Genomic DNA, 23,835 nt, shown 5'->3' with positions numbered 1-23,835 from the left:
AGAAAGGTTGTTCCCCATGAAGAAGATGAAGGTCGCCGCCGCTGTCATCGGCACCCTCGCCGTCGCCGCTGCCGCCGCCCCCGCCGCGAGCGCCGCGCCGCTGCCGCTGGGCCAGCTGACGGACGGCCTCGGCGGCCTCGCCAACAACTCCGCCAAGGCGCCCGGCGCCAACGGCCCGACGACCTCGGGTCTGGGCGGCCTGGCGACCTCGGGCCTCGGCGGCCTGGGCGGCCTGCCGCTCGGCGGCTGAGCGAGCGCGCTTCCCCGGGGCCGGTGCCGCGCTTGTCTGGCACCGGCCGCAGGGATCACATGTAGCAGATGTAGCAGATGTACATCTGCTACATTAAGGGCATGACTGAGCCTGTGATCTCCTCCATGGCCGAGGTCCGCAGCCAGCTGGCGGACGTCCTCGACCGCGCCCACCGGGACGAGATCCCCACGATCATCACGCGCCGCGGGAAGCAGGAAGCGGTCGTGATCGACATCGAGGAGTACCGGCGCCTGACGCGGCTGGCGGAAGCGACCGAGGACGCGTGGCTGAACAGGCTGGCCGACGAGGCCGAGGCCGAGGGGCGGGAGGGTTCCGTCTCCCTGGAGGGAATGGCCGCACTTCTTCGCGACCACCACGCCTGATCACATGGGGTACGTCACTCGGTTCACGCCCCACGCCCAGCGAGATCTCCTCAAGATCCCGCGCACTGAGGCGATGCGCATCCTCTACCGCCTCGCCGAGCTCCAGAAAGCACTGACGGAGGCCGACACGTCGGGCTTCGACATCAAGGCGCTGCAAGGGCACAGCGAACGCTGGCGCCTGCGCGTCGGCGACTATCGCGTCGTCTACACGCTCGAGGACGGCGTTCTCGTCATCTGGGTTCTCACCGTCGGGCACCGACGCGAGGTCTACCGCGATCTCTGACGGCCCCACCTCCAAGGGCCGCCAGAGATCACGCCGTCGCGTGAACCGTCAGCCCAGCGCCAGCCACGCCACGCCCGCGAGGACTGCGATCGCGACCACGATGCCGACGATCAGGCCGACGCGAGGCCCGGCGGAGTGGGTGGTCGCGGCGGAGTGGCCGGTGCCGGCGCCGGGGCGCTGCGGAGTGGTGCCCTCGTCGACGAAGGCGCGGAACATCTGGGTGCTGCCGGCGGGGTCGTAGGAGCCCTCGGGGGCCTGACCGCCCTGGCCGTACGGTGCTTGGGGGTTGTGTGCCATGGCCCGGACCCTAGCGAAGTCGCCGCCACCGCCCCAAGCCGCGGTCGCGCTCCCCGCCCCGTACCCACACCTCCCCTCCCCGCTTTGCCGATTCTTTAGGTCGCTTTGACCGATTTAGTTTGCCTGAAGCAACCATCCATATCTATGGTTGCCCTAAGCAACAACATGGAGAGGTGTTCCGATGGACAGGCAGAGCCGGTACGAGGCCCTCGCCCGCCAGGTGAGCGCCATCGGCGCGGTCAAGCGGGGCATGGCACGCTCCCTGCCCGCCGACTGCCCCGGCGGCTCCGCCATCGTGATGGCCCTGCTCAACCACCACGGGGACATGCGGATGAGCCGCGTCTCCGAGCTCATGGCCGTCGACATGTCGGTCAGCAGCCGGCACGTCGCCCACACAGCCGAGCGCGGCTGGGTCGAGCGCCTGCCCGACCCCGCCGACAAGCGCTCCCGCATCCTGCGCCTCACCCCCGCGGGCGAGGACAAGCTGGCCGAACTCGACGACCGGCTGACGGCCATGCTCGCCCACCACCTGGCCGACTGGTCCGACGACGACGTCGAACTGCTCACCGACCTGCTCGGCCGCCTCCGCGACTCCTTCGGGGACTGCCGGGCGCAGGCCCACCCCGTCCAGGACCCGCCCGCCTGAGACCACCCGGTCCGAGACCCACCGCACACGTAAAGGACATTCATGGCTACCACCGCACCTGCCACGGGTGCCACGGAAGGCCGGACCGACGGCTCCGGCGCCGCCCCCATGACGCACCGGCAGATCATGGAGGCACTCTCCGGGCTCCTGCTCGGCATGTTCGTCGCCATCCTGTCGTCGACGATCGTCTCCAACGCCCTCCCGCAGATCATCAGCGACCTCGGCGGCGGCCAGTCCGCCTACACCTGGGTCGTCACCGCAGCCCTCCTGGCGATGACCGCGACCACCCCGCTCTGGGGCAAGCTCGCCGACCTCTTCTCCAAGAAGCTGCTGGTCCAGATAGCCCTGGTCGTCTACGTCGCGGGCTCGGTCGTCGCCGGCCTCTCCCAGAACACCGGCATGCTCATCGCCTGCCGCGTCGTCCAGGGCATCGGCGTCGGCGGTCTGACCGCCCTCTCCCAGATCATCCTGGCCGCCATGATCGCCCCGCGTGAGCGCGGCCGGTACAGCGGCTACCTCGGCGCCACCTTCGCCGTCGCCACCGTCGGCGGCCCGCTGCTCGGCGGCGTCATCACCGACACCGACTGGCTCGGCTGGCGCTGGTGCTTCTACGTCGGCGTGCCCTTCGCCGTCATCGCCCTGATCGTGCTGCAGAAGACCCTGAAGCTCCCGGTCGTGAAGCGCGACGTGAAGGTCGACTGGGCCGGCGCCTTCTTCATCAGCGCCGCCGTCTCCCTGCTCCTCGTCTGGGTCACCTTCGCCGGCGACAAGTACGACTGGATGTCCTGGCAGACGGCCGCCATGGTCGGCGGTTCGGTCCTGCTCGGCGCGGTCTTCGTGCTGGTCGAGTCCAAGGCGAGCGAGCCGATCATCCCGCTGCGCCTGTTCCGCAACCGCACCATCTCCCTGGCCTCGCTCGCCTCGCTCTTCGTGGGCGTCGCGATGTTCGCCGGCACGGTCTTCTTCAGCCAGTACTTCCAGCTGGCCCGCGGCGAGTCGCCGACGATGTCCGGTGTGCTGACCATCCCGATGATCAGCGGCCTGTTCGTCTCCTCCACCGTCTCCGGTCAGATCATCACCAAGACCGGCCGCTGGAAGGCGTGGCTGATCAGCGGCGGCGCCCTCGCCACCGCCGGTCTGGGCCTGCTCGGCACCCTGCGCTACGACACCCCGTACTGGCACATCGCGATCTTCATGGCGCTGCTCGGCCTCGGCCTCGGCATGATGATGCAGAACCTGGTCCTCTGCACCCAGAACCAGGTCGCCCCGTCCGACCTCGGCGTCGCCTCCTCCGTCGTCACCTTCTTCCGCTCGCTCGGCGGTGCGGTCGGTGTCTCGGCGCTCGGCGCGCTCATGGCCCACCGGGTCACCGGCTACGTCAAGGACGGCCTGACCGAGCTCGGCCCGAAGGCCGCGGCGGCCATGGGCCAGGGCGGCGGCGGTGGCGGCATCCCGGACCTGGACAAGCTGCCCGCCCCGATCCGCACGGTCATGGAGAGCGCGTACGGGCACGGCGTCGGCGACGTCTTCCTCTACGCGGCGCCGTTCGCGCTGCTCGCCTTCCTGGTGACGCTGTTCATCAAGGAGGTCGCGCTCAAGAGCAACGCGACGGCGAAGGCGGACGTCAAGGACGCCAAGGACGCCAAGCTCGCCGAGGGCGCCAGGTAAAAGACCCCCGGCCGCGCTTCGAGCGGAGGCGCGGCCGGGTTCGGTACGGAGCGGCGGGCAGGGGACGGCCCGCCGCTCCGTCATTTCTGCGCATGCTCCGTCATTCCCGCGGGTCCTCGGCTTCTTCCGTACGGCTCCGCTCGACCATGACCTCGATGCCCGCCACCAGCACGTCGAGCGCGTAGTCGAAGTCCCGGTCCCAGATCTCGGTGACGCTGCCGTGTGACTGGCGCTCGTCGAGGATCTCGGTCATCTCCTCCAGGGCGTCCATGAAGTTCTCGTCCTCGCGGAACGCCTTCAGCGAGTCCAGGTAGTACTGGTCCTGCGACATCCCGGCCTGCTGCGCCACCCGGCTGAACTGGCCCTCGATCGTGCCGTAGCCGTAGACGAACTGGAAGACCGCCGACATCGCGCTCGGCTGGCGCGAGATCGGCAGTCCGGTCTCCCGGATCGCCTCCTGGATCCTCACGCCGACGGCGATCGCGTTCGGGCCGATGTTGAGGTACTGGCCGGCGATCGCCGACATCCAGGGGTGGCGCACCAGCATCCGCCGGTATTCGAGCGCGAGCGCCCGGATCCGCTCCCGCCAGCCGCCGGCGCCGGCCACCACGGCCAGGTCGATCTCGCCGTACACCGTGTCGATGGCGTACTCGATGATGTCGTCCTTGGTGTCCACGTACCAGTAGAGGGACATCGCGGTGACGTTCAGCTCGGTCGCGAGCCTGCGCATCGACAGCTTGGCCAGGCCCTCCTCGTCGAGCATCCGGATCGAGGTGGCGACGATCCGGTCCCGGTCGAGCCCGGCCGGGCCGCCGCCGCTGCGGGCGGCCCGGTTCTCCAGCCAGACGCTGGAACGCGCCGGGTTCTTGGCCCTGTCCGCTGCCTTCACCATGGTCGCGTTCCTCCGTCTGCTCAGTGCTTCCCGACCATGCTAGGCAGCCATCTCGTGCTGCTTCGCCCGCTCCTCCGCCCGCTCGGCCCGCTTGAGCAGGGCCGCGGCGACCAGACCGCCGGCGAAGACGGCGACCGCGCCGACCAGCTGGCTGGTCTGGAGACCGGACGCGAAGGCGTCGTGGATCTGGGCGCGCTCGACGTCGCTGCCCGCCGCGGCCAGGGCGGCCGGGAGGGAGGTCGCGGTGACGGTGACGAGCGCGGCGAAGCGGGCGTTGAGGACGGCGCCGAGGATGGCGACGCCGAGGCCGTTGCCGAACTCGGCGAGGGTGCCGTTGACGCCGGCGCCGACGCCGGCCTTCTCCGGCGGGATGGCGCTCATGATGGCGTTGGCCATGGCCGGGTTGGAGAGCGCGATGCCCGCGCCCATCAGGACCAGGCCGAGCAGCATGCCGCCGTACGAGCCGTCGGTGCCGCCGCCGAGCACGGCGATCGAGGTCAGACCGGCGGCGACGAGCGACAGACCGAGCGCCACGGCCGGCGGCGTACCGATCTTCATGACGAGCTTCGGGCCGATGCCGGAGAGGTTGAGCACGACGATGGTGAGCGCGAGCGGCGCCATCCGCAGACCGGCTTCCAGCGGCTCGTAACCGAGCACGAACTGCAGGTGCTGGGTGAGCAGGAAGAGCGAACCGCCCATGCCGAGCATCACCAGGATCGCGCCGGCGACCGCGCCCACGAACTTCTGGTTGCGGAAGAAGTGCATGTCCAGCATCGGGTACGGGATGCGCAGCTCCCACCACGCGAAGGCGGCGAGCACGGCGACGCCGATCGCGGCCGGGACGAGGACCTGCGCGGAGGTCCAGCCGTGGGTCGGGCCGGAGATGATCGCGTAGACGACCGAGGCCATGCCGATGGTGGAGAGCAGCGCGCCGAGCAGGTCCGGGCGCTCGCCCTGCGGGTTCTTCGACTCCGGGACCAGCTTGAGCACGGCGACCAGGCCGATGACCGCGACCGGCAGGTTGACGAGGAAGATCGCGCCCCACCAGAAGTGGTTGAGGATCGCGCCGCCGATCAGCGGGCCTGCGGCGAAGCCGAGGGAGCCGATGGTGGCCCAGACGGCGATGGCCTTGACCCGCTGCGAGTCGTCGAAGATCTGCATGACGACCGCGAGCGTGGTGGTCATCAACAGCGCCCCGCCGACGCCCATTCCGGCGCGCGCGGCGATCAACTGGGCGGTGGATCCGGCCAGTCCGGCGGTGAGCGAGCCGAGACCGAAGAGCGCGAGGCCGAGGGCCAGGAGCTTCTTGCGGCCGTAGCGGTCGGCGGCGTTGCCGGCGGTGAGCAGCAGGCCGGACTGGACGAGCGAGTACGCGTTGATCATCCACTGGATGTCGCTGGTGGACGCGTGGAGTTCGGCGGTGAGGGAGGGGATGGCGACGCTGAGGACGGTGTTGTCGAGCAGCACGGTGAGCTGGGCGAGGCAGATGACGCCGAGAATCAGCCAGCGCTGCGGGTGGCCGCCGGTGGCGGCCGGTTCGTTCGCGGCGGTCGACGCCGTCATGGCAACTCCTTATACGGTGTACGAGGCGAGTTCTCGTACACCGTATAGGAATCTCTCTTACGCTGTATAGGGGTTATTTTTTCGCGAGCTGCTTCCTGCTGGTCAGGTCGTAGAAGGTGGCGCTGCCGACGGTGACCTTCTCGAAGGTCGCCTCCACCCAGGAGGTGATCGCGCTCCCGCCGCCCATGCCGCCGCCGAAGCCGCCGCCGGACGCGATGAAGTAGTGGATCCTGCCCTCCGCCACGTACTGCTCGAACTGCGCGAGGGTCGGCGACGGGTCGCTGCCGTTGAAGCCGCCGATCGCCATCACCGGTTTCTCCGTGGCGAGTTGGTAACTGGCGGCGTTCTGGGAGCCGATGGCGGCGGCGACCCAGGTGTAGGAGTCGGCGTCGGCCATGAGCTTCCGCCTGGCCTCGGCGCTGACGGTCGAGCCGTTGAGGAGACCGTTCATTCCGCCGGGGGCGGTGTCACGGCCTACGGGAGCCTGGCCGCCGGCGCCTCCGGGCCCGCCGGGAGCCTGGCCGCCCACGGGCGGCTGCCCCATGCCCTGGCCGCCCGTCGGAGGCTGCCCCGCGCCCTGACCGCCCGCGCCCTGACCGCCGCCCGGGCCCGGCCCGTACGTGACGAACATGCGGCCCCTGCCCTTCATCCCGGCACCGACCGGGCCGCGCAGGCCGCCCGGGCCCGCCGTCACGATCGAGCCCTGGTGCCCCTCCGCGAGCGTGGTGAGGGTGTACGCGAAGGGGCCCGCGAGACCGGCCGCGACGGCGAGGCCCGCCGCCGCGAAGCCGAGGCGACGGTCGGTCCGGCCCGCGAAGAGCAGCCCGAGGGCCGCCACGCAGCCGCCGACGAGCACCGGCAGGCGCAGCCACGGCTGCCAGTCGGGCGTACGACCGAGGAGCACCCAGCCCCACACCGCCGTCACCGCGACCGCCGCCGCCAGGGTCGCGGAGGCGAGGAACCGGTTCCGCTCCTCCCACAGGACCGCCGCGCCCATGCCGATGAGAGCGGCCACGTACGGGGCCATGGCCACCGTGTAGTACTCGTGGAAGATGCCCGCCATGAAGCTGAACACGCCCGTCGTGAGCAGCAGCGAGCCGCCCCACACCAGGAACGCCGAGCGGGCCGTGTCCGTGCGCGCCGCGCGCCAGGTCACCACGAGCCCGGCGACGAGGAGGATCAGCGCGGCCGGGAGCAGCCAGGAGATCTGGCCGCCGAGCTGGTCGTTGAACATGCGCCCGAGGCCCGTCTCGCCCCAGCCGCCACCGGGCCCGCCCCCGGCGCCGCCACGCCCGGGCAGCTCCATGCCGGCCGGCAGGTCGACCGTCATCCGGCCGGGGCCCCCGCCCCTGCCGCCGCCGCCCACGCTGCCCACCTCGTCGCCGTTGAGCCGGCCGAGTCCGTTGTAGCCGAAGGTCAGCTCCAGGAAGCTGTTCTTCTGCGAGCCTCCGATGTACGGGCGGGAGGACGCCGGCCACAGCTCGACCAGCGCCACCCACCAGCCCGCCGACCCGAGGAGCGCGAGCCCGCCCAGGCCGAGCCGCCCGAGCCGCCGCGCCAGGCCGCCCGGCGCGAGCACCACGTACACCAGCGCGAGCGCCGGCAGGATCAGGAACGCCTGCAGGGTCTTGGTGAGGAACGCGAACCCGAGCGCCACCCCGGCCCGCACCAGCCACCGCCCCGCGCCCTCGTCGAGCTCCAGGGCGCGCAGCACGCAGTAGACGGCGACGGTCGTCAGGAGCGCGAGCAGCGCGTCCGGGTTGTTGAAGCGGAACATCAGCGCGGCGACCGGGGTGAGCGCGAGCACCACGCCCGCGAGCAGGCCGGCGCCCGCGCCGAAGCGGCGGCGGACCGCCGCGTACAGGACGGCGACCGTGGCGACGCCCATCAGCACCTCGGGGACGAGGATCTGCCAGGAGCCGAGCCCGAAGAGCCGGACGGACAGGGCCATCGGCCACAGCGCGGCGGGCGGCTTGTCGACGGTGATGGCGTTGGCCGCGTCGAGCGAGCCGAAGAAGAAGGCCTTCCAGCTCTGGCTGCCGGCCTGGACGGCCGCGGAGTAGAAGGAGTTGGCGTAGCCGCCGGCGTTCAGGTTCCAGAGGTAGAGGGCGGCGGTGGCGAGGAGCAGGCCCAGGAAGGCGGGCCGCACCCAGGGCGCGTCCTCGGGCCGGCCGCGCCAGAGGCGTCGGAGCCGTGCGTTGTCCGGCAAGTTCATCGAGTGGAGGTCCTTGCACGAGGGGAGCGCTCCGGGAAGACCCAGAGGCGGAAGAGGAGGAAGCGCACGACGGTCGCGGCGAGGTTGGCGACGATCAGCACGGCGAGTTCGGTGGAGTGCGCGGGCTCGCCGGTCGCCGCGCCGAGCGCCAGGAGCGAGCCGCTGGTCAGGGCGAGGCCGATGCCGAAGACGACGAGGCCCTGTGCCTGGTGGCGGGCGGCGCGGTCGCGGCCGCGGACGCCGAAGGTGAGGCGGCGGTTGGCGGCCGTGTTGGCCACGGCGGAGACGAGGAGGGCGGCGGCGTTGGCGAGTTGGGGGCCCGCGCCGAGCCGGAAGAGGGAGTAGAGGGCGAGGTAAAGGAGGGTGGAGAGGACGCCGACCACGCAGAAGCCGACCAGTTGGCGGGCGAGACCGCGGGGCACGCCCGTCAGTTCGCGGTCGCGCGGGTCGTCGCCGAAGGGCCGGGCCAGCCGGTCGAGCGGCAGCGACCCGGTCGCGAGCGCCCGCCCCACCCGCAGCACGCCCTTCAGGTCATCGGTGGCGGTACGGACGATGTGCACGGTCGAGTCCGGGTCGTCGACCCAGTCGACCGGCACCTCGTGGATCCGCAGCCCCGCCCGCTCGGCGAGCACCAGCATCTCGGTGTCGAAGAACCACCCCGAGTCCTCGACCATCGGCAGCAGCCGCTCGGCCACCTCCCGCCGGATCGCCTTGAAGCCGCACTGGGCGTCCGAGAAGCGGGCGGCGAGCGAGCCGCGCAGGATCAGGTTGTAGGCGCGGGAGACGAACTCCCGCTTCGGCCCGCGCACGACCCGCGAGGAGCGGGCGAGCCGGGAGCCGATCGCCAGGTCGGAGTGGCCGGAGATGAGCGGGGCGACGAGCGGCAGGAGCGCGTTGAGGTCGGTGGACAGGTCCACGTCCATGTACGCGAGGACCGGCGCGTCCGAGGCCGACCAGACCGTGCGGAGGGCCCGGCCGCGGCCCTTCTCCTCCAGCCGTACCGAGCGGACGGCGGCCGGGAGGCGGGCGGCGAGCGCCCGGGCCACGTCGGGGGTGGTGTCGGTTGAGGCGTTGTCGGCGACCGTGATGCGGAAGGCGTACGGGAAGGTGCGGGAGAGGTGGTCGTGGAGCCGCAGCACGCACGGCTCCAGGTCCTTCTCCTCGTTGTGGACGGGAATCACCACGTCGAGGACGGGCCGGCCGGCCGCGCCCACGGGGAGGTGCTCCCGCGCGGGAAGCGTTCGCATGACGGAGAGCCTCGGCGGGGCGGCTGTCATGACCGTGTGCTGAGGCTGTGGCAGGCCTGTGAGTTCAGCGGCTGCGCGGGAGCCTTACGGCCTGCTCGGGAGCTACCGCCGGCGCGGGAGCCTTACGGCGAAGACGGTGCGGCCGGGGGCGCTGTCGACGGTCACCTCGCCGCCGTGGGCGAGGGTGACGGCCCGGACGATGGCCAGGCCCAGGCCCGTACTGCCGGCGCTTCCGTCGGCCCGGGACCGTGAGGCGTCGCCGCGCGCGAACCTTTCGAAGACGGAGGGCAGGAGGCCGGCCGGGATGCCCGGTCCGTCGTCCTCGACCTCCACGACCGCGTGGCCCGGGGTCTCGCGCAGGCGGGCGGTGACGGTGGTGCCGGGCGGGGTGTGGGTGCGGGCGTTGGCGAGCAGGTTGACCAGGACCTGGTGGAGCCGGGCGCCGTCGGCGGGGATCTTCACCGCGGCGCCGCCGCCGGGGAGTTCGAGGCGCCAGTGGTGGTCGGGTCCGGCGGCGCGGGCGTCGGAGAGGGCGTCGACGACGAGCAGGGCGAGATCGGTGCTCTCGTACGAGAGCGGGCGTCCGTTGTCGAGCCGGGCGAGCAGCAGCAGGTCCTCCACCAGGCCCGTCATGCGGACGGCCTCGGACTCGATCCGCCCGAGCGCGTGCCGGGTGTCGGGCCCCTGCTCCTCCCGGCCGCGCCGGGTCAGCTCCGCGTACCCGCGGATCGAGGCCAGCGGCGTGCGCAGCTCGTGGCTGGCGTCCGCGACGAACTGGCGGACCCGGGTCTCGCTCCGCTGCCGCGCGTCGAGCGCCGCATGCACGTGGTCCAGCATGTGGTTGATCGCAGCGCCGACCTGCCCGACCTCCGTACGCGGATCCGCCTCGGCCTCCGGCACCCGGTGGTCGAGCGCCACCTCCCCGCTGTGCAGCGGCAGCCGGGCGACCTGCGCAGCCGTCGCCGCCACCCGCCGCAGCGGCCGCAGCGCGACCCGCACGAGCACCGTCCCGGCGAGCGAGGCGGCGAGCAGCCCGGCGGCGGTCACGCTCAGCTCGACGACGACGAGGGTGGAGAGGGAGTCCTGGAGGCCGGTGAGGGGGATCCCGATGAGGAAGTCGCCGTTCCTGCCGGTCCCGTACACGACCCGGTAGTCGCCGAGGCCGCCCGGCAGCGCCACGGTGTGCGGGTCGGCGTCGCGGGGCACGGCCGCGAGGGCGGCGAGCTGCCCGGCGTCGAGCTGCTGGCGTACGTACAGCGGCCCGTACACCCCTTCCGGCGGCGCCACGGAGACGTCCGCGGACGTCACCTCCCCGTCCTCCACCCGGGCGCCGACCGTCCCGAGCGGCGCGCCGGGCCCGATGACGAAGCCCAGCGGGGTCTCGGAGCGGCCGGGACCGTGACCGGGACCGGGCGCGGAGGACGGGGGGCCGGCGGCCCTGTTGGCGACCTCCTGCACCTGCCGGTCGACCTGCTCGTACAGGTACGACCGGAACGCGATCGTCGTGACCGTCCCGATGACGGCGCAGACGACCGCGATCAGGCCGACGGCGGAGAGGACGAGCCGGGTGCGCAGCGACCAGGGGCGCCGGGGGATCAGGCGCACGGCTCGCCTTACTCCGCCGCCTTGATCAGATAGCCGGCCCCGCGCCGGGTGTGGATCATCGGCTCGCGCCCGGCGTCGATCTTCCGCCGCAGGTAGGAGATGTAGAGCTCGACGACGTTCGCCTGGCCGCCGAAGTCGTACGACCACACCCGGTCCAGGATCTGCGCCTTGCTGAGCACCCGGCGCGGGTTGCGCATCAGATAGCGCAGCAGCTCGAACTCGGTGGCGGTGAGGTGGATCGAGTCGCCGCCCCGGGTCACCTCGTGGCTGTCCTCGTCCAGGGTGAGGTCGCCGACCGTGAGCAGCGACTCGCTGCGCGCCTGCGCGGCCCCGGAGCGCCGGATGAGCCCGCGCAGCCGGGCCACCACCTCCTCCAGGCTGAACGGCTTGGTGACGTAGTCGTCGCCGCCCGCCGTCAGCCCGGCGATCCGGTCCTCGACGGCGTCCTTCGCCGTCAGGAACAGCACCGGCACGTCGGGCAGCTCGCGCCGCAGCCGCCCGAGGACCGCGAGCCCGTCCATGTCGGGCAGCATCATGTCGAGCACGACGACGTCGGGCCGGAAGCTCCGCGCGGTCCGCAGCGCGCCGGCCCCGTCGCTCGCGCTGTGCACCTGCCAGCCCTCGTAGCGCAGGGCCATCGAGAGGAGCTCGGCGAGCGACGCCTCGTCGTCGACGACGAGGACGCGGACGGTGGAGGCATCGGCGGCGGTGCGCGCGGTGGTCCGCGACGTGGTGCGCGAGGTGGTCCGCGAGCGGGAAGTGGTCGCAGCAGTCATGCGACCAAGGTGTCCACGGCTAGTGAGACGTTCCTTTCGCTTCCCTGTGAATTTCCTGAGAAAGCGAGAAGAGGCGCACGGCGTTGTCGTGGCAGACCGCCCGGAGCCAGTCGTCGCCGAAGCCGAGCCGTTCGAGGGCGTGGAGCTGGTGGACGTACGGATAGGGGATGTTGGGGAAGTCGGTGCCGAGCAGGATCCGGCCGGCCTGTTCGCCGAGGACCTCCAGCCGCTTGAGTTCGCCCGCCGGGAAGGGCGCCAGCTCCTCGGCGAAGTCGGTGAAGGCCATGGTGGTGTCGAGGTGGACGCCCTCGTACCGCTCGGCGAGGTCCAGGAACTCCCCGTACTCCGGCATCCCCATGTGCGCGATGATCAGCCGCAGGCGGGGACGGCGGGCGAGGAGCGCCGCGACCGGCGCCGGGCCGGTGTACGCGCCGGGCGCGGGACCGGACCCGCAGTGGATGACGACGGGGGTCGCCGTCTCCTCGAGCAGCCCCCACACCTCGTCGAGGAGCGGGTCGCCCGGGTCGAAGCCGCCGACCTGGACGTGCACCTTGAAGACCCGGGCGCCCTCGTCGAGGGCCCGGCGGACGTAGCCGGCCGCCCCGGGCTCGGGGAAGAGGGTCGCGGTGTGCAGACAGCCGGGGGTGCGGGCGGCGAAGCCGGCGGCCCAGTCGTTGAGCCAGGCCGCCATGCCGGGCTTGTGCGGATAGACCATCGAGGTGAACGCGCTCACCCCGAACTCGCGCAGCAGCTCGACCCGGCGCTCCTCCTCCGCGCGGTAGGTGATGGGCCACGGGCGGCCGGTGAGCGGCCCGGCGGAGTCGAAGTAGGCCCACACCTTGTCGAGGACGTTCTGCGGCATGAAGTGGGTGTGGACGTCGACGAGCCCGGACAGCCCGAGGCGCCGGGCCCATGTGCGTACCTCGACGGCCTCACTCGCGGCCTCGCTCGCGGCCTCACTCGCGGACAAAGCTGTAGCTCCGCTCGACCTTCCCGATGTGCAGGCTGTACGCGTCGTACCACTCGGCGCGGCCGCGCCGCTGCGCGGCGGCGTGCTCCGGATTCTGCCGCCAGGCCATGAGGCCCTCCTCGTCGCGGAAGTAGGCGATCGTGATGCCGATGCCGCCGGGGGTGCGGGCGGACTCGTAGCCGAGGAAGCCGGGGATGTCCTTGACGATCTCGTTCAGACGGGCGGCGGTCTCGGCGTAGCCCTCGGGGGCGTCGGGCCGGATCGAGGTGAAGACAGCGGTGTAGTAAGGCGGTTCGATGCCCGCCACCAGGCTCTGGGTCATGTGATCAACCCTGCGGGGGCGGGGCGGCCGGTGTCCATGGGAGCCCGGCGAAGGGATCCAAGACTTTACGGTTCAGCGCTTCAGAACAGCGCTCCCTGGCTCTCGCCGCAGGCCAGTGGCACGGTCACGGCCTCGTCGGGCGCGGCACGGTGGAGGTCCCAGCCCGTGAGCAGCCGGGTGTCGAGGACGACGGTGCGCCCGGCGCGGTCGAGGAGATGCAGGTCGGGCCCGGCGGCGGCGAGGAGCCGGCCGGCGACGACTCCGCCGTCGACGAGTCCGGTGACCGCGGCGTCGTACGACGTGAGGGCGTCGAGCCCGAAGAGCCGCGCGTGGTCGTGGACCTCGCAGGGCAGCACCTCCAGGGTCTCCGCCCAGGCGGGGACGCCGGTCGCCCGCCCGTACAGCTCGCCGACCTCGCGCGCCCGCTCGGCGGCCGGCGGCAGGGTGTGCCGGACGGCGCGCTTGCGGGCGTACGGGACGCGGTCGGGCACGGCGAGCGCGTGCCGCAGCACCTCCTCCGTGCGCCGCGCGGCCATGAGCGGCCCGCGCCCGAGCCAGCTGAACGCGACCGCGCCCTGTTCGAGCAGCCGGGCGTCGCCGCGCTCCTCGGCGGTGATGCCGACCTTCACCATCCCGGGCCCCGACCAGGCGAGGTAGACGCGGTAGGGGCGGGGGTCGTCGGCGATCGTGTCGGCGGCCACGGAGTGGGCCCGGTCGAGCCGCGCGCACTCGGCGCACCGCCCGCCCGTACTGCGCGCGGGCACGACGGCGGCCGTCGGACAGACGTTGCCGCGGGCGCCGGCGCAGTGCCGCTCGCCCACCGCCCGGAAGGCGATCTCCCTTCCGTACGCGAGCGGGCTGACGCGACCGCCCGCCCAGCGCAGGGCGGGGGCGCCGTCGCGCCAGGAGACACCCTTGCTGCGCCACACGCCCATGCCGACCATGCGTCCAGTGTCGTACGCCCCACTGACAACGCGGAGGTTCAGGGGAGCACGTACAGCAGTCCTCCGTCGGCGCCACCGCTTCCCGCGTACCGCATGCAGCCGCGCTCGACGAGCGTGCGGACGCAGTCGCGGACGCGTTCGGCGGTGAGGCCGGTGCGGCGGGCGACCTCTTCGAGGCGGTAGCGGACGCCGCCGCGGACGAGCGCGGGGGCGAGATAGGCGGCGACGGCGTGGACGTCGGCGCCGACGACGAGGTTGCGGGCGCGCCAGGAGTCGAGGAGTTCCTGCGAGGTGAGGGCGGGGACACCGCGCTGGGCTGGGATCGACGGGATCGCGGGGAGCGGGATGCGCTGGAGCGACTCGGCGATCCGGTGGAGTTCCCGCCCGGCCTCGCGGAGGAGGGCGGTCTGCTCCTCGTCGAGCCGGAGGTTGCCCTCCTCCAGGCGCACGAGGACGTCGAGGAGGTGCTGCGGCAGGACGAACCCGGCGGCGCGGAGGGGCGAGAGCTCCAGACCGTACGAACCGTCGCGCTGCACGCCGGCGACGACTTCGGCGACCCAGGCCTTGAAGGGCGCGGCGGCGGGGCGGGCGGAGGCGTTGACGAGCTGGACGAGGCCTTCGAGGCAGACGACGCGGGTGGCGGCCTTCAGTCCGGCGTCGTCGCCGTCGCCGCCGCCGGTGGGCAGTTCGGCAACAGTGGTGTGGAGTGCGGGGGCGACATGGGCCCGGAGGGCCTGGCGGGCGCTGGCATAGCCGAGTTGGCGGGCGGCGTCCACGGCGGGGAACCAGTGCGTCCCGTCCGGCAGCGTGAGCCTGCGGAGCCGCGCTCCGGTGGCGGCGTACACGAAGTCGTCGACGTCGATGGCATCGGTGGCGTTCATCGGACTTCACCTCCGTCTGCACGTTAATCCGAAGGCATATTCAACTGACATGGGAATCAGTCCGGTTCACCCGAAGGTGTGGGAGCGATCCCAAGGATCTCCTCGGCCGACCACCGGCCCACGGCTCCCGGCAGCGCCGCGAGATAGCCGGCGATCTCGTCGGCGCTCCAGGCGCCGGCCTCCCGCAACCCGGCCACGAGCAGCCGCAGATACGCCTCCGAGGGCTCCCGGTGCTCCACCTCGTCCATCGCCCACGGCGCGGTGAACGTCAGCATCGGCAGCCCGTCGAGCTCCCCGGCGCACACCACCGTCTCGTACCGCCCGGTCCCGAACTCCACCCGCCCGCACGCCACGACCGCGGCCAGATCCAGCTCCCCGTCCCCTCCCCCTCCCGTTCCTCCTCCCACCTCCCGGTACATCTCCTGCGCGACGATGTCCGAGAACTGCCCGGCGGTCAGCAGATGCGCCCGCGCCCACACGACCCCGTCCGCCCCCGGGTCGTAGAACCCGCGCCCGCCGCCCCACACCGCCGACTCGGTCGCGAAGTACACCGCCCCCGGCACCACCACCGCCCTCGACTCCCGCGGCTCGCACCGGTCCCGGCACCTCGCCAGGTAGCGGCTGAGCCGCGCCCCGCACATGTTCGACCCGTAAGCGACGTACCAGACCTCGGCGACCATGCCGCCGGACGCTACCGCCTGGGGCGGCGGCGTCGGCGGCAGCCGTAGGAGGGTGGGCGTGGCGGCCGGTGGGCGAGCCCGCCGTCGCCGCCGACGGCAGCTCAGTCGAGGGTCATCACGCCCGGCGTGTAGCGCATGCCGTACCGCTCGCCGATGACGTTGACCTTCTCCAGGTCCATGGCGCCCTCGGCGGTGCGGACGGCGGGGCCGGCCGCGAAGAGGTCCTCCAGGAAGTGGTCCCAGCCGCCCGGCGTGGAGATCTGCAGCGTTCGCGCGGGAGGCTGGGAGGCGTTGCGCATGGCGTGCGGGACGCCGTGCGGCAGGAGCGCGCACATGCCGGGCGTCAGGCGGTACGTCGTCCCCTGGAAGTCGATCTCCATCTCGCCCTCCAGCACGTAGACGAACTCGTCCATCCTCTCGTGCACATGGGGCGGTATGTCGACGTCCAGCCGGTTCTCCAGGACGGCGAGCCGGCCCTCGCTGTCGGCGGTGCCGACCTTGATACCGAAGCCGGGCGGCAACGGGAAGCGGGTCTGCCGGGTCTCTTCGGGCTGCAGCAGGACGAAGCGGTCTGCGGACATGCGTGAGTCCTCCCTGTCGGCGCTGTCGGCGCTGTGGTGCCGATCGCGTGACCCCCACCGTACGCCTGAACCGGAGAAATTTCTCCGGTTCAGTGAGGGATGCGTGCCGCCTACGATCGTCGGATGACGACCGAGCCGCCCCTGCGAGCCGACGCCCAGCGCAACAGGGAGAAGATCCTCGCGGCCGCCCGCGCGCTCTTCCGGGAACAGGGCACCGCGGTCGCCCTCGACGACATCGCCCGCCGCGCCGGAGTGGGCCCCGGAACGCTGTACCGCCGCTTCCCCGACCGCGACGCACTGGTCCGGCAGGTCATCGTCGACGGCTTCGAGATCTGCCTGGCCGCGGTGGAGGCGGCCCGTGCGGAACCGGCCGATCCCACGGGCGCGTTGGAGCGCCTCTTCCGGCGCGTACTCGAACAGCGCGACCGTCTGGTGCTCCCGCTGATCGGCGGCCCCGTCGTGCGCGACCCCCGGGTCCAGGAACTCCAACACGCCATCCGTGACACGGTGGAGGACGTCCTGGCGACCGCCCGGTCGGCCGGCGCCGTACGGGACGACATCACACCGGAGGACCTGATCACCGCGGCCGCCATGGCCTGCCGCCCCATGCCCCATCTTCCGGACGACGTGAGCGCGGCACTCGCCGCCCGGCACGTCGCCGTCTACCTGCACGGCCTGCGCCCCGAAGGAGCCCGCCCCCTCCCCGCGGCCGCACCCACCCCCGACACCATCGGCCGCCACGTCGCCATGGAGCCGGACACGCCGTACCACCCCGCGACGGACTGAGGCCGGCGCCGCGGCCCACGCGGGTACGGGATACGCCGACAACGCGAGAGGCCCGGACTCTCGTCCGGGCCTCTCGACTCTGTGCACTCGGCAGGATTCGAACCTGCAACCTTCTGATCCGTAGTCAGATGCTCTATCCGTTAAGCTACGAGTGCTTGTTTTTAGTTTTTGTCTCCGTTTCCCGGCCCTTTCGGCCCGCTGTCCCGGCGACAGGAAGAACATTACATGAGTCCCGCCGTCATGTGAAATCCATTGGCCACACCCCCTCTGACCTGCGGAAACGCCTCACACGGCGGAGTCGCCCGGAGGGGCTGCGGGCCGAAGCGGAAGCGTCTTGCGCGGCGGAAACGGGCGGAAAGAGACCGGGGTCACACCACTGCCTCGTCCACAAGGGCAGTGCGGGAAAACGATCGAAGCCCCGGCCACAAGGGCCGGGGCTTCGATCGTTCTGCGGAGGCGGAGGGATTTGAACCCTCGATGGGCTTTAAGACCCAAACCGCATTAGCAGTGCGGCGCCATAGACCGGACTAGGCGACGCCTCCATGCACCCCGCGCGTACGCGAGTGGTGCGTGCAGATGATGACACAGACGAACCGTGTGCCACCAATCGCTTATCACCGTACTAGGCGCCGGGGGCCGAGGGCAAAGCCCTGGGCGGCCCGCGTGGCCCCGCTCGGCCGGCGCGTTCCGGTTGCGCAACGGAGCGGGGGCGGGAGCGTTAGGGAGGGAGGAACACCGCAGGGGCAGGCCGTGCCCCGCCACCCGACAGGAGTCCGCATGCTCAGCCCTCTTCTCCTCGCGACCGTCGCCGCCTCCGCCGTCGGGGTCGGGCCGTTGCCGCCTCTGCCGTTGCTCTCGGCGCCGGCCCCGGCGACCTCGCTGACGGTGAGCATCGAGCGCAGCGGGTACGCGGAGGCGGACGGGACGTTCCGGCTGGAGTGCGGGGGTAGCGAGGGGAGCGGGGGGACGGCGGCGCCGGGCGGGACGCATCCGGCGGCGGAGAACGCGTGCAAGCGGCTCGAGCAGCTGACGCGCGCCGGCGGGGGCGCGGACGATCCGTTCGCGGCGGTGCCGGAGGGGCAGATGTGCACGGAGCAGTACGGCGGCCCGGCCACCGCGCACATCACCGGGACCTGGCAGGGGCGGACCGTCGACGCCCGCTTCTCCCGCGTGAACGGCTGCGAGATCGACCGCTGGGAGAACCTCCGCCCCGTCCTTCCGCACGTCAAGGGGTGATCACCAAACCCGCACCCCGTGTCCCCAGGCGGAGGGCCGTCCTCCCTTAGACTCCCTCCGTGACAGGCCGGGGCCCCCGGCGGCAAGATAGGGGCCCGTCGGCCCCGTCACTGGCACCAGGCACCACGCACCAGGCACACGCACCAGGCAAGGGCTGCAGGCACATGCAGGCAGTGGGTTCAGGGAGGAAGCGTCTCGTGAGCAGCAGGCCATCCCGAGGCGCTGCTCGCCTCGCCGCCATACTCGACGCGCTCCCCGACGGCCTCGTCCTCGTCAACTGCAACGGCACGGTCGTCAACGCCAACACCATCGCGCTCGGCATGTTCGAGACCCCCGGCACCGCGCTCGTCGGGCGCGGGCTGCTCGATCTGCTGCCGGAGTTCGACTCGCGGCTCATCCCCGGTTCGATGCGCCGGCCCGACCCGGCCGACGACCGGGGCCGCACCCGCCCGAGCCGGATGGTCGCGCGCCGCACGGACGGCAGCGAGTTCCCGGTCGAGGTGACCAGCGCCAGCCTGGAGGACGGGCGCGAGGCGTACGACTCGTACAGCGGCTACACCGGCGACGAACTCCTCATGCTGGTCGTACGGGACCTCACCGGCACCGTCGACACCGAGGCCGAACTCGCCCGCTCCCAGCGCCAGACGGAGATGATCCTGCGCGCCGCGTCCGAGGGCGTCGTCGGCACGGACACCGAGGGCCGCGTGGTCCTCGTGAACCCGGCCTTCGCGCAGATCCTCGGCTACCGCGCCGGCGAGCTGGGCGGCGCCGAGCTGCACCCGCTGATCCTCGCCAAGCGCCCGGACGGCACCGAGTTCCCGTACGAGGAGTCCCCGCTCGCCGACACGCTCAAGTCCGGGCGCAAGCACCGCGTCCGCGGCCAGGTGCTGTGGGCGAAGAACGGCGACCGGGTGCCGGTCGACCTGACCACCGCGCCGGTACGGGACGGGGACCAGCTCGTCGGCGCCGTCATGACCTTCACCGACCGCAGGCAGTACGAGCAGCTGGTCGAGGAGCACGCCGCCGAGCTCGCCGACCGCGCCGAGCGGCACGCGACCGAGCTGGAGCAGCAGAAGGAGCGGTACGAGGCGCTCGCCGCCCGGCACGAGCAGCTGACCGCCGTGCTCGCCGAGTCGCTGCGCGGCCCCCTGGAGGAGCTGCGCACCGAGCTCGGCACGCTCGCCGCCGACGACGCCGGGCAGCTGTGGCCCGAGGCCAACCAGGTGTTGCACCATCTGGCCGCCGGCTACACCCGGATGACCACCCTCGTCGACAACGTCCTCGGCTACCAGCGCCTCGACTCCGGCGCCGAGGAGCTGGAGAAGGCCCCCGCCCTGCTCCACGCCGTCGTCACGGGCGGCATCGACGCGGCCGTCGAGCTGATCGGGCCCGGCCGGGCACAGTTCGCCGTGCACGCGCCGCCGATCGAGGCCGAGGTGGACGCGGTACGGCTCACCACCGCGCTCGCGCACCTCGTCGCGGACGTGGCCGGCGTCGACGCCACCGGCAAGAGCAAGGCCGCGCCGGGCGAGGCGTCCGGCGACTCCACGATCGTCGTCGCCGCCGCCCAGCGCGGTGACGTCGTACGGATCGAGGTCCGCGGCCCGTACCCGGGCGGCGACCCCGTCCACCAGCCCGTCGTACGCGGGATCGTCGCCGCGCACGGCGGTGTCGTGCAGACCCACGAGGTACCGGGGACGACCGGCGGCGCGTACGTCGTCGAGGTGCCCCTCGGCGCCGGACGCGGGACCGTCCCCGCGGAGCCGGCGCCGGAGCGGGAGAAGGCACGGCAGGCAGAAGGCGGCTCCGAGCAGCTCGCGCTGCCCGCCGTTGCCTCGCTGCCCGCGCAGGCGTCCTCCGACGCCACCCTCGGCAGCGGGCGCCGGCGCGCCCGCCGGGCCTCCACGGACGCGTTCCTGGAGAGCCCGCTCGCCCCGGAGAACGCCCAGCCGACCGGGCGGCGCCGCGGCCGCATGGACGACACCCCGGCCGCCGGTACGCCCCATGAGCTGATCCCCGCCCAGAACACCACCGGCACCGATCCCTCGGGGACCGGACGGCGCCGAGGCCGGCCCGCCGAGGGCGCCGTCGTGACCGCCGCCGAGGGCGCGCAGGCCCGGCCGGCGCTCGGCGCGGCCGTCCCGCCGCAGGGCGTGCCCGTCGAGACGGCGCCCGTGCCCGCCCCGGCGCTCGCGCTGCCCGCCGTCGCGTCGGCCCCGGCCGCCACCGAGGAGGGCGCGCAGCCCACCGGGCGGCGCCGCCGGGCGCTCGCGGCCGCCCAGGAACGCGCCGCCGCGCAGGAGGCCGGGCCGCGCACGCCGTTCGCGCTGGGGCCCGCCGAGGCCGACCGTGCCGCCGCGGTGCACGACGCCGTACGGACGGCGCCGGAGGACGACCACACGCCGCCGCAGCCGCACCCGCTGCCCACCGCCGCCACGACTGGCATGCCTGCCATGCCTGCCATGCCTGCCATGCCTGCCACGGCGACGGGGACGGCGACGGCGACGGCCGGCGGGACCGGTACCGGCTCGATTCCGCTCCCGCCGGAGGTTCCCGCGGCCGTCCCCGCGGCCCCCGTGACGCCCCCGGCTCCCGCTCCCGCAGCCCCGGCCGTCCCCGCGCCCAAGGACGGCACCGCCACCCAGGGACGCGCGTTCAGCGTCCGCACCCTCGGGCAGGGTGTGCCCCTCGCGCCGCCCGCGAGCCCCTCCGGCCGGCGTCGCAAGCTCGGCAACCCGGCCGAGGAGAACCGCCCCGAGCCCGCCGTGCAGGAACAGCCCAAGCCCGTACCGGCTCCGGCTCCGGTGCCGACACCGACGCCGGCTCCTGCTCCGGCTCCCACGCCCACGCCCACGCCCGCGCATGGGCCCGTTCCCGGACCTGTTCCCGGAACCGTCCCCGTACCCAAGCTGAGCCCGGCGCCCGCGCCGGAAGGCCGTGCGTACGCGATAGAGGCGCCCGCCGAGGGATCGGCGGAGGGGCCGGAGCCGCTGGACGGGCCGGGTGGGGCCGTGGAGGTGGCGAACCGGCCGCAGCCGCAGCCCGTGGACGACGAACTGCCCCCGGAGCCGCTGGACAACCCCCGCCGGCTGCTGGTCTGGCCCGCGCCGGACGTCGCCACACAGCAGGCGCTGAGCGACCGCGGCTACCGCCCCGTGATCGTGCACTCCCGCGAGGAGGTCGACGCGCAGATCGCCGCCTTCCCGGCCGCGCTCTTCGTCGACCCGCTGACCGGGCCCATCACCCGTACCGCGCTCCAGTCGCTGCGTCAGGCCGCCGTGGCGGCCGAGGTGCCGGTGCTGCTCGCGGCGGGCCTCGGGCAGGCGACGCGGGAGGCGGCGTACGGCGCCGACCCGGCCGTCCTGCTCAAGGCGCTCGCGCCCCGGGACAGCGAGCAGCACCCGTCCCGGGTCCTGCTGATCGAGGAGCACGACGACATCGCGCAGGCGCTCGCGGCGACCCTGGAGCGGCGCGGGATGCAGGTGGCGCGGGCGGCTGCCGACACGGACGCGGTCGCGCTCGCCCAGCAGCTGCGGCCGAACCTGGTGGTGATGGACCTGATGCAGGTGCGCCGCCGCCGGGCCGGGATCATCGACTGGCTGCGTGCGAACGGGCAGTTGAACCGCACCCCGCTCGTCGTCTACACGTCGTCGGACCTCGACGAGGCCGAGCTGCCGAAGCTGTCCTCGGGCGAGACGGTGCTCTTCCTCGCCGAGCGGTCGACCAGCACCGAGGTGCAGGCCCGGATCGTGGACCTGCTCGCGAAGATCGGCACCAACTGACCCTCGGGCGGGGCCTGTCGGTGCCGGTCACGCGGCGCGTCGGAGCGGGGTGTCAGAGCGGGGCGTCAGAGCTGCGCGGCGCGTCGCGTCAGAGCTGCGCGGCGCGCGGAGCTGCGCGTCAGAGCCGCGTGACGTCCAGCTCGCCGTCCGCGTACTGCTTGCGGATCACCTTCTTGTCGAACTTCCCGACGCTCGTCTTCGGAACGCTCGGCACGACCGTCCAGCGCTCCGGCAGCTGCCACTTCGCGATGCCGCCCTCGGCGGCGAGGAAGGCCCGCAGCTCCTCGTAGTCCGCGCTCGCGCCCTCCTTGAGGACGACGGTCGCGAGCGGCCGCTCGCCCCACTTCTCGTCCGGGACGGCGACGACGGCGGCCTCGGCGACGGCCGGGTGGCCCATGAGGGCGTTCTCCAGGTCGACGGAGGAGATCCACTCGCCGCCCGACTTGATGACGTCCTTGGCGCGGTCGGTGAGGGTGAGGTAGCCGTCGGCGCTGATGACGCCGACGTCGCCGGTCTTCAGCCAGCCGTCCGCGCTGAACTTGTCCTCGGGGCGGAACGGTTCGCCGTTCGCGCCGCCGTAGTAGGCGGCGGCGATCCAGTTGCCGCGGACCTCCAGCTCGCCCGCGGACTCGCCGTCCCAGGGCAGGACGTCGCCGCCGGCGCCGATCAGACGGGCCTCGACGCCGGCCGGGAAGCGGCCCTGCGTGACGCGATAGGCCCACGCCGCCTCCGGGGTGGTGGCGTCGGCCGGCGGGTGGGCCACGGTGCCGAGCGGAGAGGTCTCCGTCATGCCCCAGGCGTGGACGAGGCGGACGCCCAGCTTGTCGTACGCCTCCATGAGGGAGGGCGGACAGGCGGCGCCGCCGATGATGACGTCGGCCATCGAGCTGATGTCGCGCGGCCGGGCGGTGACCTCGGCGAGCAGCCCCTGCCAGATGGTGGGGACGGCGGCCGCCTGGGTCGGCTTCACGCGCTCGATCATCTCGGCGAGCGGGGCCGGCTGGAGGAAGCGGTCCGGCATCAGCATGTTGACGCCCGACATGAAGCTCGCGTGCGGCAGTCCCCAGGCGAGCACGTGGAACTGCGGGACGACGATGAGCGAGGTGTCCTTGGCGCTCAGGCCCATCGACTCCGTCATGTTGACCTGCATGGAGTGCAGGTAGATGGAGCGGTGGGAGTAGACGACGCCCTTCGGGTCGCCGGTGGTGCCGGAGGTGTAGCACAGGGCGGCCGCGGCGCGCTCGTCCAGCTCCGGCCAGGCGTACGTGGTCGGGCGGCCGGCGATCAGCTCCTCGTAGTCGTGGACGCGCGGCGTCACCCCGTCGAGGAGGGAGCGTTCGCCGGGGCCCGTGACGACGACGTGCTCGACGGTCGGAAGGTGCGGCAGCAGCGGGGCGAGCAGCGGCAGCAGCGAGCCGTTGACGATGACCACGCGGTCGGCGGCGTGGTTGACGATGTAGGCCAACTGCTCTGCGGGCAGGCGCAGGTTGAGGGTGTGGACGACCGCGCCCATGGCGGGGATGGCGAAGTACGCCTCGACGTGCTCGGCGTTGTTCCACATGAGGGTGGCGACCCGCTCGCCCTCGGCGACCCCGAGTTCGTCGCGCAGGGCGTTCGCCAGCTGTCCGGCGCGCGCGCCCGCCTCCGCGAAGGTGCGGCGCTGCGGCTCGGGCTCTCCCGTCCAGGTGGTGATGACGGACTTCCCGTGAATCCTCATCCCGTGATTCAGGATGCGGGTCACGGTCAGCGGTACGTCCTGCATCGTGCTCAGCACGGCGTCCTCCCGGTGGGCGCGCTACGCGGCAGTAATGAACTGGGGTGCTGCCGA

Annotated in this window: 22 protein-coding genes and 2 tRNA genes; 8 read left to right on the top strand and 16 right to left on the bottom strand. The window is 72.8% G+C overall.

The annotated features are described in order from the left end of the window. Positions 1-16: 16 nt before the first annotated feature. The 3 genes from ACIRSU_RS22040 to ACIRSU_RS22030 all read left to right on the top strand — a co-directional run bounded on the left by ACIRSU_RS22040 (position 17) and on the right by ACIRSU_RS22030 (position 916). A complete protein-coding gene (locus ACIRSU_RS22040; RefSeq protein ID WP_403794648.1) occupies positions 17-250 on the top strand; it encodes a hypothetical protein in 234 nt (77 codons plus the stop codon). A gap of 101 nt (positions 251-351) precedes the next feature. Then, entirely contained in the window at positions 352-633 is a 282-nt protein-coding gene (locus ACIRSU_RS22035) for a type II toxin-antitoxin system Phd/YefM family antitoxin (protein WP_403794645.1), read from the top strand. Between the two features lie 4 nt (positions 634-637). After that, positions 638-916 carry a type II toxin-antitoxin system RelE/ParE family toxin gene (locus tag ACIRSU_RS22030; protein WP_403794642.1) on the top strand — a complete coding sequence of 93 codons (279 nt, stop codon included), beginning with the start codon at positions 638-640 and terminating at the stop codon, positions 914-916. Positions 917-964: 48 nt separating this feature from the next. On the opposite strand, the gene ACIRSU_RS22025 is transcribed toward ACIRSU_RS22030, so the two are convergent. After that, positions 965-1,213: a hypothetical protein gene (locus ACIRSU_RS22025; RefSeq protein WP_403794640.1), complete on the bottom strand. Its 249-nt coding sequence runs from the start codon at positions 1,211-1,213 to the stop codon at positions 965-967. A 181-nt stretch (positions 1,214-1,394) separates the two neighbouring features. On the opposite strand from ACIRSU_RS22025, the gene ACIRSU_RS22020 reads away from it, so the two are divergent. Further along, entirely contained in the window at positions 1,395-1,859 is a 465-nt protein-coding gene (locus ACIRSU_RS22020; RefSeq protein ID WP_403794637.1) for a MarR family winged helix-turn-helix transcriptional regulator, read from the top strand. A gap of 42 nt (positions 1,860-1,901) precedes the next feature. Next, entirely contained in the window at positions 1,902-3,527 is a 1,626-nt protein-coding gene (locus ACIRSU_RS22015) for an MDR family MFS transporter (protein WP_403794634.1), read from the top strand. A gap of 100 nt (positions 3,528-3,627) precedes the next feature. Here the strand turns inward: ACIRSU_RS22015 and ACIRSU_RS22010 are convergent, their stop codons facing one another. From ACIRSU_RS22010 to ACIRSU_RS21955, 12 genes are all read right to left on the bottom strand, one after another. Further along, a complete protein-coding gene (locus ACIRSU_RS22010) occupies positions 3,628-4,419 on the bottom strand; it encodes a TetR/AcrR family transcriptional regulator (protein ID WP_403794631.1) in 792 nt (263 codons plus the stop codon). Between the two features lie 39 nt (positions 4,420-4,458). After that, positions 4,459-5,982, bottom strand: a complete 1,524-nt coding sequence (locus ACIRSU_RS22005) for an MFS transporter (RefSeq protein WP_403794628.1) — start codon at positions 5,980-5,982, stop codon at positions 4,459-4,461. Positions 5,983-6,055: 73 nt separating this feature from the next. Next, positions 6,056-8,197 (bottom strand): ArnT family glycosyltransferase, encoded by a 2,142-nt coding sequence (locus tag ACIRSU_RS22000; protein ID WP_403794625.1) that lies wholly within the window; start codon positions 8,195-8,197, stop codon positions 6,056-6,058. After that, entirely contained in the window at positions 8,194-9,444 is a 1,251-nt protein-coding gene (locus ACIRSU_RS21995) for a glycosyltransferase (RefSeq protein ID WP_403794622.1), read from the bottom strand. Before ACIRSU_RS21995 ends, ACIRSU_RS22000 begins: the two co-directional genes overlap by 4 nt. A 102-nt stretch (positions 9,445-9,546) precedes the next feature. Next, complete coding sequence (locus ACIRSU_RS21990; RefSeq protein ID WP_403794619.1) at positions 9,547-11,049, bottom strand: sensor histidine kinase; 1,503 nt, start codon at positions 11,047-11,049, stop codon at positions 9,547-9,549. An 8-nt stretch (positions 11,050-11,057) separates the two neighbouring features. Then, entirely contained in the window at positions 11,058-11,825 is a 768-nt protein-coding gene (locus ACIRSU_RS21985) for a response regulator transcription factor (protein ID WP_403794616.1), read from the bottom strand. A gap of 19 nt (positions 11,826-11,844) precedes the next feature. Then, a complete protein-coding gene (locus tag ACIRSU_RS21980) occupies positions 11,845-12,795 on the bottom strand; it encodes an amidohydrolase family protein (RefSeq protein ID WP_403794613.1) in 951 nt (316 codons plus the stop codon). Continuing rightward, positions 12,782-13,117, bottom strand: coding sequence for an antibiotic biosynthesis monooxygenase family protein (locus tag ACIRSU_RS21975; RefSeq protein ID WP_403794611.1), 336 nt, complete (start codon positions 13,115-13,117; stop codon positions 12,782-12,784). The genes ACIRSU_RS21980 and ACIRSU_RS21975 overlap by 14 nt, the downstream gene beginning before the upstream one ends. 80 nt (positions 13,118-13,197) lie before the next feature. Next, positions 13,198-14,052, bottom strand: a complete 855-nt coding sequence (locus ACIRSU_RS21970) for a DUF2797 domain-containing protein (RefSeq protein ID WP_403794956.1) — start codon at positions 14,050-14,052, stop codon at positions 13,198-13,200. 47 nt (positions 14,053-14,099) lie between these two features. Continuing rightward, complete coding sequence (locus ACIRSU_RS21965; protein WP_403794608.1) at positions 14,100-14,942, bottom strand: Bro-N domain-containing protein; 843 nt, start codon at positions 14,940-14,942, stop codon at positions 14,100-14,102. 56 nt (positions 14,943-14,998) lie between these two features. After that, positions 14,999-15,622, bottom strand: coding sequence for a histone deacetylase (locus ACIRSU_RS21960; protein WP_403794605.1), 624 nt, complete (start codon positions 15,620-15,622; stop codon positions 14,999-15,001). A 101-nt stretch (positions 15,623-15,723) separates the two neighbouring features. After that, the gene (locus ACIRSU_RS21955) at positions 15,724-16,203 is read right to left on the bottom strand and encodes a cupin domain-containing protein (protein WP_403794602.1); all 480 of its coding nucleotides are present in this window, start codon (positions 16,201-16,203) and stop codon (positions 15,724-15,726) included. Between the two features lie 123 nt (positions 16,204-16,326). Here ACIRSU_RS21955 and ACIRSU_RS21950 point away from each other — a divergent pair, with 123 nt between their 5' ends. Continuing rightward, positions 16,327-16,989 carry a TetR/AcrR family transcriptional regulator gene (locus tag ACIRSU_RS21950; protein WP_403794599.1) on the top strand — a complete coding sequence of 221 codons (663 nt, stop codon included), beginning with the start codon at positions 16,327-16,329 and terminating at the stop codon, positions 16,987-16,989. A gap of 82 nt (positions 16,990-17,071) precedes the next feature. On the opposite strand, the gene ACIRSU_RS21945 is transcribed toward ACIRSU_RS21950, so the two are convergent. Both ACIRSU_RS21945 and ACIRSU_RS21940 read right to left on the bottom strand, forming a co-directional pair. Further along, positions 17,072-17,144: transfer RNA gene (locus ACIRSU_RS21945), tRNA-Arg, on the bottom strand. A gap of 296 nt (positions 17,145-17,440) precedes the next feature. Further along, positions 17,441-17,531, bottom strand: a tRNA-Ser gene (locus ACIRSU_RS21940). A 235-nt stretch (positions 17,532-17,766) separates the two neighbouring features. On the opposite strand from ACIRSU_RS21940, the gene ACIRSU_RS21935 reads away from it, so the two are divergent. Both ACIRSU_RS21935 and ACIRSU_RS21930 read left to right on the top strand, forming a co-directional pair. Next, the gene (locus ACIRSU_RS21935) at positions 17,767-18,225 is read left to right on the top strand and encodes an SSI family serine proteinase inhibitor (protein ID WP_403794597.1); all 459 of its coding nucleotides are present in this window, start codon (positions 17,767-17,769) and stop codon (positions 18,223-18,225) included. Positions 18,226-18,422: 197 nt separating this feature from the next. Continuing rightward, complete coding sequence (locus ACIRSU_RS21930; protein ID WP_403794594.1) at positions 18,423-22,007, top strand: PAS domain S-box protein; 3,585 nt, start codon at positions 18,423-18,425, stop codon at positions 22,005-22,007. 118 nt (positions 22,008-22,125) lie between these two features. Here the strand turns inward: ACIRSU_RS21930 and ACIRSU_RS21925 are convergent, their stop codons facing one another. Beyond that, positions 22,126-23,781: a long-chain fatty acid--CoA ligase gene (locus tag ACIRSU_RS21925; protein ID WP_403794591.1), complete on the bottom strand. Its 1,656-nt coding sequence runs from the start codon at positions 23,779-23,781 to the stop codon at positions 22,126-22,128. Positions 23,782-23,835 lie beyond the last annotated feature (54 nt).

Source organism: Streptomyces sp. NPDC101160 (assembly GCF_044768205.1).
GTDB lineage: Bacteria > Actinomycetota > Actinomycetes > Streptomycetales > Streptomycetaceae > Streptomyces.
Note: the sequence above shows the minus strand (reverse complement) of the source record. Positions and strands in the feature narration are given on the sequence as shown.